Raw genomic sequence first — 13,497 nt, 5'->3', positions numbered from 1 at the left:
GTCAGCGTAGTTCAATAACCGAGATTGCGTAGGCCTTTGAGTTGATCCAAGTTGCAGTTCAACGCGCGATTGTTCAGACCATTGTTCATCACGACATTGAGCTGGGTCATGTTGTTGACGAAGTTGGAGTTGCCGGTCAATACCGTACCTTGCAACACATTCCCGCCGCCGATCTGCTGCAGGCTGTTGCCTTGGTTATGATTGGCCTGGATCGCCATCTGCAGGCCGCCGTTGTTGGCTGACACGCTCACGCGGCCTGCCGCGCTGTCGCCGGTGACGGTACCGCCGGCGACCAGCACTTGCCCCGATTGCACGGCATTGGAGGGGGCGAAGCCGTTCTGGCTGATGTTGATGCCCACATCGTTGTAGGCGGTGTTGCCATCGCCGGCTGTGCGTACGCTCTGGGTCACGCCCTGGCCGCTGCCTAGGCCCGCGCCGCCTACCACGTTGCCGGTACCGGTGTGCTGGTTAGTCCCGCTACCGGTGGCGCCGGTGGTCTGTACGTAGAACTGTGGGGTGATCGTGGTTTTATCGATTTGCATGCTGGCCTTGCCGGTAATGGTGTCGCCCACGGCGTTGGTCCAGGTGCTGCTCATCACAATGCCGAAGCTGATGATTCGCCCCGGCATTACGTAACGGCCACGCAGGTCGGCCATTTCCGAATCCTTGAGTTCGATCGGTTTGAACCCCGATGACGCATAAGCAGGCATTGCGGCTGCCAGACACAAGGCGGTCAGCCAGCGGGAAGTGTTCATCTTCAGCTCCTGGAGCGTCCTGCTCCTTATTGCGCTTCTAGAAGAAGTCGCTTTGGATAAAACCGAAGTCCATCAGCTCGGTATCGGCCAGAGGCTTGAACTTGTTCATCATGTTCCTGGCGGTCAGTGGGGTGGGCGGGTCGAGCAAGACATTGGTCTTGTCGTAACCCTCACCCAGCACGGCGAATACGATGCCGTTCCAGCCCTTGACGAAGTCGTCCTTCGAGTAGCGTTTATGGCCCAGCACCGGGTCGCCGATATACACCCAGTCCTTGTCGGCGCGCTGCATCACCACAAAATGCTTGTAGCCTCGAATTTCCAGCAATACCACTACGGGGATTCTCACCGTCACCAGCGTCTCAGGCGCAATTTTGTAGCCTCGGGCACGCATGCCGATGCTTTCGAGATAGCGCTTCATGTCCAGCATGGAAAAGCCCTGGGTACGCACCAGGTTCTGGTCGGCGGTCACCAGCATGCCTTTGATGACATGATCTTCGTCGACGTCCAGCCAATAGGCTTGGCGCAGGATGGTGGCGAGTGCCGCGGCACCGCAGCTGAAATCGGTTTTCTGTTCCACCAGGTTGGCGAAGCGCCGCTCACGAATACTCTCGACCTTCTTGAAGATGACTGCACCGCCAGGCATGGCGGAAACCGCCATGGTGCCCGCCCACGTAGGGCCGGTGAGCAGCATCAGGAGGGTGAGGGTCGCGAGGCGCATGATCGTATGACCTGTTGGACACTGGAATAAAAAAGGGCCTTGTTGCCAAGGCCCCATTGCATCAGAAGCGCACGCCGCTGGCGCAGACACTGCAACCCTGGCCGATCGACAGGCTGTTGCTGCCTTGGTTACCACCGCCCGATTGCAGGTTCACACCCACGTTACCGGAGTTGTGGTTAACCGAGTTGTCGAGGCTGGAGTTGTTGGACACGTATTGAGCCTTGCTGCCCCAGCCATAGCCATGGCTGGTAGCCGCGGCGTTGAGGTAGGTGTTGTTGAGCGAGTTTTGCTCGGTGTTGGAGGCTGCCGCGATGTTTTTACCATCGGCGGTGGTGATCGCCAGGTTGTTTTTACCCTGGTTGCCTTGCCCGGCCTGACCGTTGTAGCCCACGTTGCCGGAGTTATTGTTCACCGAGTTATCCAGCGACGCATTGTTTTGCGTGCCTTTGTTGGTGAAGGTGTTGTGGGTGCTGGCTTGATCCACGTCGATCACTGCAAATACCGTTGCAAAGTCGCCTTTGGCACTGGAGATAGCACCGGCGTTGTCAGCTTGGTTGCCCGAACCCGCCTGCGCGTTTACCCCAACGTTACCGCTGTTGTTGGTGACCGAGCCATCAGCCGAAGCATTGTTTTCGGTTTTGGTATCGTCGAATTTGTTGTGTGCACTTTTTTGCACGTCCGTCACGACGGAGGCAACAGTACCGGTGGGTTGAGGGGCAGGGTGCCAGCCACCCCCTGCTTGAGCAGCGGCAGCCATGAGTGCGGCGAGAGCGAAAACCAGTGGTTTCAGAGCCATTTGAGGTTTCATGGTGTTTCTCCTTGCTTCTAATTAGTTGGTTAAGTGTTGGTACGGTCTAACGTGTGCTACCAAGCGCTTACTTGATAGTGATGCCCAGGGTGTTAGCCACTCGGTTCCCCACCCCGGCACTCTGGTTCACCTGAATCACTCCTCGGCTGCCGGTGAAGGCCTGGTCGCTTGTCACGACCTGGCGGCTGCCAGTGGTGGGGGTGAGCCCTGAGTCGGTTGCCAGCGTCGTGGTGTTCTGTTGCAACAAGACGCTGTCGTCGATGCTGAGCGGGGCAGGGTTTACGCTGATCCGAACGGCATTGACTGATTGGTTATTGGCCCCGGCCGACTGGTTGAAGCCCAGTACACCGTTGCCGTTGCTGAAAGAGGTGCCCTGGATCGCCGCCTTGGCGTTCAAAGAGGGATCGACGCTGCCATCCATTCGCTGGATGTTGAGAGTGGTGGCCTGGCCGCCCAGGGTGACGGCGCGGTTGTTGGCCATCTGTTGCTGGTTGCCTGCAGCCTGGTTGATCGACAGGTTGCCGCCGTAGTCCTGCCCGCTGTTGTTGATTGTCGCGGTGTTGTCGGCCATGGCCGCAGCACTGCCCAGCAGGGCAAGTAGCACCAGGGAACGGTTCATCATTTGCCCCCCATCATGCTGCCGATGTTGTTCAGGGGGGCCATGCCGCGCTGGATCGAGTCGCTGATCTGCCCACCCACGCTGCTGCCTGCACCGTGACCGGCGGCAGAGCCGGCACCCAAGGTCGACATGCCGTTCTGAGTGGCTTGCAAGTGGGTCAAGTTGCTGCTGGATTGGACCGCTTGCACGATGCTCGAACCGCTGCTGATGCCGCCGATCGCCGCATCACTGAGCTCGCCCGTGGCGCCTATGACTTCCCGGCTTGGGTTGGCGTTGGCGGTGGTGGGGTAGGGGTCTGGCCCGAAAGGGGGGCGCCCATACATGTGACCTTGTACATCGCGGCCTGTCACGATAACGCCGTCACCCGCATAGCTCGGAACGCTGAGGCCGAAACTGAGTGCACAGCTGATCAGCAGCATGTTCATCGAAACTTGAGTGAGTGTGGCCACGGCGGCATTCCTTATTCTTCGCGCTGACCCTAAACAGCGCTGTAAGGAATAGAGCAGAAGCTGTGCCGCTTTTTATTTATCGTTGTTATTCAAAGGGTTGAGTTTTTTATAGGGCGAAGTGATGGCCAGGGTGTTTCATTGATGAAACAACAGCCCTCTGATGGGATATGCCCAGTCTTGTCTGAAGGTGTCTCAGCAATGAAACACTACGCATGACAAAACGATGAATTCGCCTAGAGTGGGCGATCCAGAGGCGCAAGGTGTTTCAAAAATGGACACTGCGGGCACGAACGAAGCGGCCTTGGCAGGTAGAAGGCTCAACCTTTGGGGGCTTTACGCGGGATGGAATTGAGGACGGGGTTGCCTTCCAGGTTCTGGGTCAGGTAGACCGGCAGCACTTTAGGCAGGGACGGGATGAGGTTGTTGACCTCGTTGATGTTGTAGATGCCACCGATGCGAATCGCCCCGGTACTGGCGTCCGCCAGCATCACCGGTTTGTCCAGGTAGCGGTTGATCAAAGGCAATGCGTCGGAAAGCGCCAGGTTGTCGAGGATCAGCTTGCCCTGGCGCCAGGCCAGCGCGGCATCGTCGGGGGCGGTCGCCTGCACGCGCGGTGTCGCGTCGCCGGGTTGGTAGCTGGCCTGCATGCCAGGAGCCAGCGGTACGCTGGCGTGCAGGTTGTCGCTGGCGACCTGTACCGAGCCCTCCAACAGCGTCACCCGCACCTGGTCTTCATATTTCCAGACGTTGAACTGGGTGCCGGTGACCCGCACCTGGCCTTCGCCGGCCTGCACGATAAACGGGTGGGCACGGTCATGGCTGACGTTGAAGAAGGCTTCGCCTTTCTTCAGCGTGACCCGACGCTGGTCCTTATAGTTGCTGTAGACCAACTCTGTGCCCAGGTTGAGTTCCACCTGGCTGCCATCGCCCAGGGTGACCTGGCGCAACCCGTGCGTGGCGTCATAGCGTTCATAAGCGCTGGGCACCCAGCCCGCTTCCCAGCCGGTAAAGGCCGCCATGGGCAATGCCACCAGACTGATCGCCGCTGCGACTGCATAAGTGCGCCAACGGCTGCGTGGCTTGAACGGCAGCGGTACTGCCCCAGCGCTGGGCGCATGGCGCGGCAGGTGGTCGGCGACGTCCCAGATCTCCAGCATCGCGGCGTATTCAAAAGCGTGCAGCGGGTGGGCGTCGTGCCATTGGGCAAAAGCCTGACGTTCAGCGTGCGTGCAATCGCTGGCGTGCATGCGCATGCACCAATGCGCGGCCGCATCGGTGATGGCGTCATATTCGGCTTCTGAAAGGGACTTTTCGGTCATCAACTCATCCTGATTTCGTACATTCTAACCTCCGTAGCAGGATGACGAGAACTGCCATCATGGTGATTGCATTTCAATTGGGAGTGGTTCTCGTTTGTTGCCTTCCTGAGGCCTGGGTATCTCCATAACTCTGGTGCCAAGCTGGAACCTTGTGGCGAGGGAGCTTGCTCCCGTGGCAGTTTGTCAGCCGACCGGGATGTTAGGTAGATCGCGTACATATCCATTGCTGCGGTAACGGCGGCTTAGGGTTCCGCTCTTACAGCGGGTCACTTTTGGAAGGACCCAAAAGTAACCAAAAGGTCCTTGCCCCACCACTCGGCACCTCGCTCAGGCTCGGGCAGCGTGGTTTAACGGGGGGCCTAAGATCAAGATCAAAAACACGGATCAGGGCCTAATGCCAGTCAGTTAAACGGTGGGATGTAGAACACATCATCTGTAGTGAGCGGGCTTGCCCCGCGCTGGGTGGCGCAGCCGCCCCAACAAAGACGCCACGGTATTTCAGGAGGACCGAGGTGCCTGGGTTTGGGGCGGCTGCGCCACCCAGCGCGGGGCAAGCCCGCTCACTACGGAGTTTGGTCGCGGCAGGTTCTCTTAACTGAATGGTATTAGGATCAGGGCCGTCATTTGTGTAGATACCTATGCTTCGGAATGCACCGAAAAACGCAGGTTGACAGTGGGCTTGCCCCCCGGTGTTTAATCGTCGGCCTGGCTACCCAGTCTTGTTGCCCCTTCCAATCATAAAATCGGAGCTTCAGATGTCACAGGTCCATGAGCGGGCGTTGGTCCGCATCGGTTTTGCCGAGCTGGTGGCGTTGCTGCATCGGGTCTTCGTACTGCACGGTACCTCGCCGCAGGTGGCCGCGACCTTGGCCCGCAACTGTGCTGGCGCTGAGCGCGATGGCGCGCATAGCCACGGGATTTTCCGTATACCCGGTTATGTCAGCACCCTGGCCAGCGGCTGGGTAAATGGCAAGGCCGAACCGGTGGTCACCGATGTCGCTTCAGGCTTTGTGCGGGTCGACGCCGGCAATGGTTTCGCCCAGCCGGCGCTTGAGGCTGCGCGCCCGCTGCTGGTGGAAAAAGCCCGCAGTGCCGGAATTGCACTGTTGGCCATTCATAACTCCCATCACTTTGCCGCGTTGTGGCCGGACGTCGAGCCGTTCGCCGAAGAGGGCCTGGTGGCGTTGAGCGTGGTCAACAGCATGACCTGCGTGGTGCCCCATGGCGCCGACCGCCCGTTGTTCGGTACCAACCCGATTGCTTTCGCCGCCCCGCGTGCCGATGGCGCGCCGATTGTGTTTGACCTGGCGACCAGCGCCATCGCCCATGGCGATGTGCAGATCGCGGCACGCAAGGGCGAGCGCCTGCCGCCAGGCATGGGCGTGGACAGCTTGGGCCAGCCGACCCAGGATCCAAAGGCCATATTGGAAGGGGGCGCGTTGCTGCCCTTTGGCGGGCACAAGGGCTCGGCCTTGTCGATGATGGTGGAGTTGCTGGCGGCGGCCTTGACCGGCGGCAATTTTTCTTTCGAATTCAATTGGGCCGACCATCCAGGGGCGCGTACGCCCTGGACGGGGCAGTTATTGATTGTGATCGACCCGAGCAAGACCGCCGGGCAAAGCTTTGCCGAGCGTAGCCAGGAATTGGTGCGCCAGATGCATGCGGCAGGGTTGCGGCGGTTGCCGGGGGATCGGCGTCATCGCACACGGGAGCGGTCGGACGCGCAGGGTATCGAGGTGGATGCCGAGGAGTTGGCGCGGCTGCGAGAGTTGGCCGGCGAATAAAACAGGCTGCGCCAGCGCTGGCGCAGCCCGGATTCGATCAGTTGCGGCGACCCAGCAACAGGCCGACGACCAGGCCGAAGCCTGCGGAAATCGCCACGGTCTGCCATGGGTGGCCCCCGATGTAGGTTTCGGTGGCATCGACCACCGGCTTGCTGCGTTCACGTACGTTGGACACCGAGTCCAGCGCTTGCTTGAGTTTGATGGCAACCTGCTCGCGCAGGGTTTCTCCTTCTTCACCCACCAGGGATGCGCTGCTTTTGAGCAGCTTGTCCGACTCTTCGATCAGCGCGGTCAATTCGCTGAAGGCTTGATCCTTGATTTGGTCTTCGACGGCTTGGGCAGCGGTTTTGCGGGCCATTGGGTGACTCCTTGCAAGTGGATGTGACAGTGAACAATGGAGTATCGGGCCTCGGCAAAAGTTGCAGTTTTTTTGCGCCGGGGCCGTCGAAGGCTAAATCCGGATCAGGAAGTTTCGACCTACAGTGTAAGATGTCGCCTATTTGTGCAGCAGGTAATTCAACATGAGCTTCAATCTCGCCAACAAGACCCTCGCCGAACGCGCCGAGCTGGAAGATGAAAAGTCCCGACTTTACGAGCTGTGGCAAACCAACCTGGGCAAGGCCAAGGGGGAGGCCGCGCGGCTGTTCGGCGAGCGTGCCAAGCGCAAGGGCAAGTGGGCCGAATGGGTCCGCGCGGAACTCGACGGCATGTCGCCGCCGGAGTTTTCCAACATGGTGCGCAGTGAGGTCAACAAGCTGATGGCGGCGGCTAAATAAAGCACGCCACAATCGCCTCGCGTACCTTCAGCAACAGGGGATCGAGCTGGGCCTGAGTGCGCCAGCCCAACTCCACCGGATAGCGCGGCAGCGCCAGCGGGCAGGGCAGTACGCGCAAGCCGGTCATGCGGGCAATCGCCTCGGCGGCGTGCCCCGGAATGGTGGCGACCGCCTGGCTGCCCTTGAGCAAGTACGGCAGCGCCGCAAAGTGGCTGGTGGATGCACACACCTGGCGGCTCAGCCCCTGCGCCGCCAACCCCTCATCGGTAATCCCGATAAACCCGCCCGACGACACCAGCACATGTTCGCGTGTGACGAACTCGTCCAGGCTGATGCTGGCCTGGTCCGAGTCCACCAGGCAGCGGTAATCACCTTCTCCCAATACTTGGCGACTCAGCCGGCCTTGGGCGAAACCACCGGCGGTGATCGCCAGGTCGAGGGTGCGATCAAGCAGGGCGGCTGCGACAATCTGGCTGTGGGTCTGACGGAAAATCACCCGCAGTTTCGGTGCGCGTTGTGCGATTGCCTCCATCAGCCGACGGCCATAGGCAATCTCGAAATCATCGGACAAACCCACCACCACCGAGCGTCCCTGATACTGCTGGTTACCCGGGTCGACCATGGCCAGGCTTTGGCGACAGCGGTCCAGCGCTTCGCTGATGACCGGTTTCAATTGATTGGCCCGCAACGTCGGCGCCAGGCCACGTCCGGTACGCACGAACAATTGGTCGCCATACACCTCGCGCAGGCGCCGCAAACCCGCGCTGATGGCCGATTGCGTGACACCCAGGCGCAGGGCCGCCCGGCTGGCACTCGACTCGTCGTGCAGGGCTTCGAAGGTTTTCAGCAGGTTCAGGTCGACCTGGGTAATATTCATTTGGCTCATATCATTTAGCACTGAAGTGGGCTTTATTCATGATCCAGGCTGGCGGGAAAATGGGCAACCCCCCTCATTCGGAGTGAACCTGATGCCTGTTTCGATAGTGGCAGCCCTGCAAATCGGTGCCTTGCCTGGTGGCAAGGCCGAAACCCTTGAGCAAATCCTGGCGTATGAGCAAGAAATCAAACGCAGCGGCGCACAACTGGTGGTGATGCCGGAAGCCCTGCTGGGCGGTTATCCCAAAGGTGAAGGGTTTGGCACGCAATTGGGTTACCGCCTGCCCGAAGGCCGTGAAGCCTTCGCCCGCTATTTTGCCAATGCCATTGATGTGCCGGGCGCGGAGACGCAGGCGCTGGCCGAATTGTCGGCGCGTACGGGGGCGAACCTGGTGCTCGGCGTGATCGAACGCAGTGGCAGCACCTTGTATTGCACCATGCTGTATTTCGAACCGACGGGCGGCCTGGTGGCCAAGCACCGCAAGCTGATGCCCACCGGCACCGAACGATTGATTTGGGGCAAGGGCGACGGCTCGACCCTGCCGGTGATCGACAGCGCCATAGGGCGCATCGGCGGCGCCGTGTGCTGGGAAAACATGATGCCGTTGCTGCGCACGGCGATGTACGCCAAGGGCGTCGAAGTGTGGTGCGCGCCGACCGTGGATGAACGCGAGATGTGGCAAGTCAGCATGCGCCATGTGGCCCACGAAGGTCGCTGTTTTGTGGTCAGCGCCTGCCAGGTGCAGCCATCGCCCGAGGCGCTGGGTGTGGAAGTGGCCAACTGGCCGGCGCAGCGCCCGTTGATCGCGGGCGGCAGTGTGATTGTCGGGCCGATGGGCGATGTACTCGCCGGGCCATTGCGCGGTGAGGCAGGCTTGTTGACGGCGCAGATCGATACGGACGAACTGGTGCGTGCGCGCTATGACTACGACGTGGTGGGGCATTACGCCCGGCCGGATGTGTTTGAGTTGACGGTCGATGAGCGGGCCAAGCCGGGCGTACGCTTCATCGCTGACTGAACACCGCTCAGCTGTGTGGGAGGGCCGGCTCCCACATTTGCAGCCTCATTGGCTCAGGCGTGGGTATTCCAGCCATTGCTCGCGAGTCATTTCCCAGAGGTCCCGCGGGAAGGTACCTTCAACGAACTCGCCTTGATCCGTGCGCACCCAGCGCATCCCTTCACGCTCGGAAATCCGGCGCGACGCCAGGTTCGGCGCCGCCTTGGGCACCCTCAACAGTGGCCGCTCCAGTACGCCAAACCAGTAGTCGTTCACCGCCGCACAGGCTTCGCGCATCAAGCCTTGCCCTTGCCATTGTGGGCCGAGCCAAAAACCACGGTTGTTATCGTGTTCGTCCATCAGGCTGATATTGCCGATTAACCTGTCCGGCGCGCTTTTCAGGCGGATCGACCAATGCCATTCCTTACCACGGGCCATGGCGGGCAGGGCGATTTGCTCCAGATAGGTGCGTGCGCCATCGGCCGGATAGGGCCAGGGCACCAGGGCGTTGAGGTAGCGCACGACTTCCCAGTGCGGGAATTGCTGTTGGATGCCCTCGGCGTCGGCCAGGGTCAGTGGTCGCAGGATCAGTCGTTCGGTGAGCAAGGTCGGTTGCATGGTCGTTACCAGGTAGCCGTGTTCGGCAGGTCCAACGTGCCACGCTCCACAAAGCGCATGGTGCCGAACAACCCGCCCGCCAGCTTGCCGCGCAGCACGTAGGGCAAGTTGTTCAGGCTTTGAGTCTGGCTCAGGCCCAGGGTTTGGCGCAGTACGGAAAATGCCGACACACTCACCGGCACCATCAGCACGGTCTCGGAAAAGCGCGGCACCGAGCCTGCCTGGTCACTCACGCCTGATGCCAGCGGCCGGCCATTGACGTCCAGGTCCAGGGCGATGCCGCTGTAGTCGATGGCCGTTTCATTGGGGTTCTGCACCCGCAGCTTCACGGCGAAACGCACTTCCAGGTCCTGGCTTTGCAGGGGCTCGATCCCCACCACCGTAATGTTGACCGGGTCGCGGTGGGGGAACAGCGCGCAGGCGCTCAAGGTCAGCAGCAGTAACGATAGAACCATGAGCTTGCGCATCTGAAAGTTGCTCCTATTGCGTAACGTCCGGGTCTTGCATGACTTTGAGGGTAGAAGACTCCGGGTCGAATTCGTCTTCTTCCAGCTCTATGAACTCTTCGGGCAGGAAAATGTTCAGCAAGATCGCACAAAATGCGCCCACGGTGATCGGCGATTCAAAGATGTTGTGCAGGGCCTTGGGCAGGTCGCGCAACACTTCCGGCACGGCGGCGACGCCCAGGCCCATGCCCAGGGAGATCGCCACGATCAGCACGTTGCGTCGGTGCAGCCCGGCTTCGGCGAGGATCTTGATCCCGGCCACGGCCACGGTGCCGAACATGATCAGCGTCGCGCCACCGAGCACCGGCTTGGGCATCAGTTGCAGTACCGCGCCGATCATCGGGAACAACCCCAGCAACACCAACAGGCCGGCGATAAAGTACGCCACGTAGCGGCTGGCCACACCGGTCAGCTGGATCACGCCGTTGTTCTGGGCGAAGGTCACCATCGGCAGGCTGTTGAAGGTGGCGGCCATGGCCGAATTGAGGCCGTCGGCCAGCAGGCCGGACTTGATGCGCTTGATGTACAGCGGGCCCTTGACCGGCTGTTGCGAAATCATCGAGTTGGCGGTCAGGTCACCGGCCGCTTCAAGCGGCGAAATCAGGAAGATCACGGCAACCGGGATAAACGCGACCCAGTCGAACGAGAACCCGTACTTGAACGGCACCGGTACGCTGATCAGCGGCACCTGGGGCAGGGCGGCCATGTCCACGCGGCCCATCCACCAAGCCACGACAAAGCCCAGGGTCAGGCCGATCACGATCGAACCCAGGCGCAGGAACGGGTTGCTGAAGCGGTTGAGGACCACGATGGTCAGCAGCACCAGTGCCGCCAGCCCCATGTTGCCCGCCGCGCCCAGGTCGCTGGAGCCAAAGCCGCCGGCCATGTCGGTGACCGCCACCTTGATCAGTGACAAACCCATCAGGGTAATGATGGTGCCGGTGACCACCGGGGTGATCAGTTTGCGCAGTTTGCCGATGAACTGGCTGAGCACCACTTCGATAAAGGCTGCAAAAAAACAGATACCGAAGATCGTCGAGAGAATTTCATCGGTCCCGCCGCCCCGGGCCTTGACCATGAAGCCGGCGCTGAGGATCACACTGATAAACGAAAAACTGGTGCCCTGCAGGCACAGCAGGCCGGAACCCACCGGGCCGAACTTGCGCGCCTGCACAAAAGTCCCCAGCCCCGAGACGAACAGCGCCATGCTCACCAGGTACGGCACTTCACTACCCAGTCCCAGAACACCGCCTACAATCAGGGTGGGCGTGATGATCCCGACGAAACTGGCGAGCACGTGCTGCAACGCGGCAAAAATCGCTGCGGTGAAGTGCGGACGGTCTTCCAGGCCGTAGATCAGGTCGGATTTATAGCGAGGGAGAGGGGGTTGAGTATCAGACAAAATACGAGCCCGTCAGGGAAAGGAGGGCGCGCAGGATGCCAGAAAGTACTTGCTGTCAAAAGTGTGCAAAAAAATTTCGAAACATCCTGCATTAAATCATCAAGTCTGCCGATAGCCTGGAAAGGCCCACTTTCCAACAACAACCGTGGTGCCTACAGATCAGTTGACGCGTTGACGCCGACTGATCGTGTCGCGGCAGGGACGCGCGCCAACACTACTTCTCGAGAGCCCCCCTATGTCTCTTCGTAATCTGAATATTGCACCTCGCGCTTTTCTCGGTTTTGCGTTCATTGCGCTGCTCGTCGTGATTCTCGGGGTGTTTGCGGTCAACCGCATGACTCAGATCCGGCAAGCCTCGCTGGACATGGGGACCAACCAACTGCCCAGCGTGAGGTTCCTCGGTAACCTGACCGAGAACGTGCTGCGCCTGCGTATTCTCTCGTTCCGCATCTTGGTCAACCGTGAGCCGGCATCGCTGGAAGAAGCCAAGACCCGCGTGGCCGTGTTGGTGGACAAGGTCAAGCAGGCTCAGACGGCTTACTCGGCCATGCCGGCCGGTCCGGAGGAGGCGGCCTTGTACAAGACCTTCGCCGCCACCCTCGACAGTTATCTCGCCGCCCATGCCGAGATGATGTCGCTGTCCCAGCAGAACAAAGTCGAGGAGATGCGCACCGTGATCAACACACGCATCAAGGACGGCACCGACCTGATGGGGGAGCAGTTGAACAAGCTGATCGCGATCAACAGTGCGGATGCGGATCGGGCCGGGCGCGACGCCGAGAGCAGTTATCAAATGGCCGTGACCGGGATCATCATCGTTGCCGTGGTGGCGGCGCTGATGACCGTGCTGTTGGCCTGGTTGTTGACCCGCAGCATCGTCGCGCCTTTGCACAAGGCTGTGGAAATGGCCGAAACCATCGCCGGCGGCAACCTGACCAAGACCGTTTCCGATGAGGGGACAGATGAGCCGGCGCGCTTGCTCGGTGCGCTGTCGACCATGCAAGCCAACTTGCGCCAGACCATCCAGCATATCGCCGGCTCCGCCACACAGTTGTCCTCCGCCGCCGAAGAGCTGAGTGCGGTCACCGAGGAAGCGTCCCGGGGCCTGCAACAACAGAACAATGAAATCGACCAGGCCGCCACGGCCGTCAACGAAATGACCGCTGCCGTGGAAGAGGTGGCGCGTAACGCGGTGTCGACCTCCGAAGCGTCCGGCCAGTCCAACCAGGCCGCCCGTGCGGGACGCGACCGCGTGGTCGAAACCGTCGAGGCCATCCAGACGATGACCCAGGATGTGCAAAGCACTTCGGTGCTGATCGAGGGCCTGGCGTCCCAGGGACGTGATATCGGCAAAGTACTGGACGTGATCCGCGCGATTGCCGAACAGACCAACCTGCTGGCGCTCAACGCCGCGATTGAAGCGGCCCGCGCCGGTGAAGCCGGGCGCGGTTTCGCGGTGGTGGCCGACGAAGTGCGGGCGCTGGCCCATCGCACCGCACAGTCGACTCAAGAGATCGAAAAAATGGTCGCCGGCATCCAGAGCGGAACCGGCGAAGCTGTGCAGTCGATGCAGCAGAGCAACCAGCGTACCCATGCCACCCTGGAAATGGCTCGCGCCGCCGGTGTGGCCCTGGAGCAGATCACTCAATCGATCAGCCTGATCAACGAGCGCAACCTGGTGATTGCCAGTGCCTCGGAAGAGCAGGCGCAGGTGTCTCGCGAGGTGGACCGCAACTTGGTCAACATCCGCGACCTGGCGACCCAGTCGGCGGCGGGTGCCAACCAGACCAGCGCGGCCAGCCATGAGCTGTCGCGCCTGGCGGTGGACCTGAATGGGATGGTGGCGCGCTTCGTTATCTGACCTGCAAT

15 protein-coding genes are annotated in these 13,497 nt (G+C 60.8%); 4 read left to right on the top strand and 11 right to left on the bottom strand.

Annotation, left to right across the window (positions count from 1 at the left end):
• Nucleotides 1-11 precede the first annotated feature (11 nt).
• The 6 genes from C9383_RS17640 to C9383_RS17615 all read right to left on the bottom strand — a co-directional run bounded on the left by C9383_RS17640 (nt 12) and on the right by C9383_RS17615 (nt 4,668).
• Nucleotides 12-755, bottom strand: coding sequence for a hypothetical protein (locus C9383_RS17640; protein WP_090371450.1), 744 nt, complete (start codon nt 753-755; stop codon nt 12-14).
• Nucleotides 756-792: 37 nt separating this feature from the next.
• Complete coding sequence (locus tag C9383_RS17635) at nt 793-1,473, bottom strand: C39 family peptidase (RefSeq protein WP_090371448.1); 681 nt, start codon at nt 1,471-1,473, stop codon at nt 793-795.
• A 61-nt stretch (nt 1,474-1,534) separates the two neighbouring features.
• Nucleotides 1,535-2,281, bottom strand: coding sequence for a hypothetical protein (locus C9383_RS17630; protein ID WP_090371446.1), 747 nt, complete (start codon nt 2,279-2,281; stop codon nt 1,535-1,537).
• Between the two features lie 67 nt (nt 2,282-2,348).
• Complete coding sequence (locus C9383_RS17625; RefSeq protein ID WP_060757205.1) at nt 2,349-2,900, bottom strand: hypothetical protein; 552 nt, start codon at nt 2,898-2,900, stop codon at nt 2,349-2,351.
• Nucleotides 2,900-3,349: a hypothetical protein gene (locus tag C9383_RS17620; RefSeq protein ID WP_090371444.1), complete on the bottom strand. Its 450-nt coding sequence runs from the start codon at nt 3,347-3,349 to the stop codon at nt 2,900-2,902. Before C9383_RS17620 ends, C9383_RS17625 begins: the two co-directional genes overlap by 1 nt.
• Nucleotides 3,350-3,666: 317 nt before the next feature.
• Nucleotides 3,667-4,668, bottom strand: coding sequence for a FecR family protein (locus C9383_RS17615; RefSeq protein ID WP_090371442.1), 1,002 nt, complete (start codon nt 4,666-4,668; stop codon nt 3,667-3,669).
• Between the two features lie 755 nt (nt 4,669-5,423).
• Between C9383_RS17615 and C9383_RS17610 the strand changes: the two genes are divergently transcribed.
• Nucleotides 5,424-6,452: an Ldh family oxidoreductase gene (locus tag C9383_RS17610; protein ID WP_060757090.1), complete on the top strand. Its 1,029-nt coding sequence runs from the start codon at nt 5,424-5,426 to the stop codon at nt 6,450-6,452.
• A gap of 37 nt (nt 6,453-6,489) precedes the next feature.
• On the opposite strand, the gene C9383_RS17605 is transcribed toward C9383_RS17610, so the two are convergent.
• Nucleotides 6,490-6,810: an ElaB/YgaM/YqjD family protein gene (locus C9383_RS17605; RefSeq protein WP_016979401.1), complete on the bottom strand. Its 321-nt coding sequence runs from the start codon at nt 6,808-6,810 to the stop codon at nt 6,490-6,492.
• A gap of 163 nt (nt 6,811-6,973) precedes the next feature.
• Between C9383_RS17605 and C9383_RS17600 the strand changes: the two genes are divergently transcribed.
• Entirely contained in the window at nt 6,974-7,228 is a 255-nt protein-coding gene (locus C9383_RS17600; RefSeq protein WP_060757089.1) for a hypothetical protein, read from the top strand.
• On the opposite strand, the gene C9383_RS17595 is transcribed toward C9383_RS17600, so the two are convergent.
• Entirely contained in the window at nt 7,221-8,114 is an 894-nt protein-coding gene (locus C9383_RS17595; protein WP_090371440.1) for a LysR family transcriptional regulator, read from the bottom strand. The two genes, C9383_RS17600 and C9383_RS17595, sit on opposite strands and share 8 nt — an antisense overlap.
• A gap of 82 nt (nt 8,115-8,196) precedes the next feature.
• On the opposite strand from C9383_RS17595, the gene C9383_RS17590 reads away from it, so the two are divergent.
• Nucleotides 8,197-9,123, top strand: coding sequence for a carbon-nitrogen hydrolase family protein (locus tag C9383_RS17590; protein WP_060757087.1), 927 nt, complete (start codon nt 8,197-8,199; stop codon nt 9,121-9,123).
• 45 nt (nt 9,124-9,168) lie between these two features.
• Here the strand turns inward: C9383_RS17590 and C9383_RS17585 are convergent, their stop codons facing one another.
• The 3 genes from C9383_RS17585 to C9383_RS17575 are packed head-to-tail and all read right to left on the bottom strand — an operon-like array spanning nt 9,169 to nt 11,628.
• A complete protein-coding gene (locus C9383_RS17585) occupies nt 9,169-9,720 on the bottom strand; it encodes a GNAT family N-acetyltransferase (protein ID WP_090371438.1) in 552 nt (183 codons plus the stop codon).
• Nucleotides 9,721-9,725: 5 nt separating this feature from the next.
• Complete coding sequence (locus C9383_RS17580; protein WP_090371436.1) at nt 9,726-10,187, bottom strand: LEA/WHy family protein; 462 nt, start codon at nt 10,185-10,187, stop codon at nt 9,726-9,728.
• Nucleotides 10,188-10,200: 13 nt separating this feature from the next.
• Nucleotides 10,201-11,628 carry a nucleobase:cation symporter-2 family protein gene (locus C9383_RS17575; RefSeq protein WP_090371434.1) on the bottom strand — a complete coding sequence of 476 codons (1,428 nt, stop codon included), beginning with the start codon at nt 11,626-11,628 and terminating at the stop codon, nt 10,201-10,203.
• Nucleotides 11,629-11,863: 235 nt separating this feature from the next.
• Here C9383_RS17575 and C9383_RS17570 point away from each other — a divergent pair, with 235 nt between their 5' ends.
• Nucleotides 11,864-13,489, top strand: coding sequence for a methyl-accepting chemotaxis protein (locus C9383_RS17570; RefSeq protein WP_090371432.1), 1,626 nt, complete (start codon nt 11,864-11,866; stop codon nt 13,487-13,489).
• Nucleotides 13,490-13,497: the final 8 nt, after the last annotated feature.

Source organism: Pseudomonas palleroniana (assembly GCF_003031675.1).
GTDB classification, from domain to species: Bacteria; Pseudomonadota; Gammaproteobacteria; order Pseudomonadales; family Pseudomonadaceae; genus Aquipseudomonas; species Aquipseudomonas palleroniana.
Note: the sequence above shows the minus strand (reverse complement) of the source record. Positions and strands in the feature narration are given on the sequence as shown.